The following is a 559-nucleotide window of genomic DNA, read 5'->3' as shown; positions in this document are numbered from 1 at the left end:
AGCTTCTCGCGGTCGTAGTCGGAGTCGGTGCGCTCGATCTCGGCGCGGATCTGGTTGACCCGCCCCGCGATCTGGTCGGCGTCGCCGGCACCGTCGACGATGGTGGTCTCGTCCTTGGTGACCACGACCTTGCGGGCGCGGCCCAGCAGCGACAGGTCGGAGTTCTCCAGCTTCAGGCCGACCTTCTCTGAGATGACCTCGCCACCGGTGAGGATGGCCATGTCGGCCAGCATCGCCTCGCGGCGGTCACCGAAGCCCGGGGCCTTGACCGCCACCGAGCGGAACGTCCCCTTCAGCTTGTTCACCAGCAGCGTCGGCAGTGCTTCGCCGTCGACGTCCTCCGCGATCACGACGAGCGGCTTGCCCGTCTGCATCACCTGCTCCAGCACCGGCAGCAGGTCCTTCACCGACGAGATCTTCGACGCCGCGAACAGCAGGTACGGCTCGTCGAGGACAGCCTCCATCCGCTCGGGATCGGTGACGAAATGCGGTGCGAGGTAGCCCTTGTCGAAGCGCATGCCCTCGGTGAGCTCGAGCTCCAGACCGAAGGTCTGGGACT

The 559-nt window shown here is 66.7% G+C and carries 1 pseudogene; it reads right to left on the bottom strand.

From position 1 onward, the window contains the following. A pseudogene (gene groEL, locus ABD743_RS35665) lies at window positions 1–559 on the bottom strand (chaperonin GroEL); the annotation flags it as partial.

The organism is Pseudonocardia yunnanensis (assembly GCF_039534065.1).
In the GTDB taxonomy this organism is placed as follows: Bacteria; Actinomycetota; Actinomycetes; order Mycobacteriales; family Pseudonocardiaceae; genus Pseudonocardia; species Pseudonocardia yunnanensis.
Note: the sequence above shows the minus strand (reverse complement) of the source record. Positions and strands in the feature narration are given on the sequence as shown.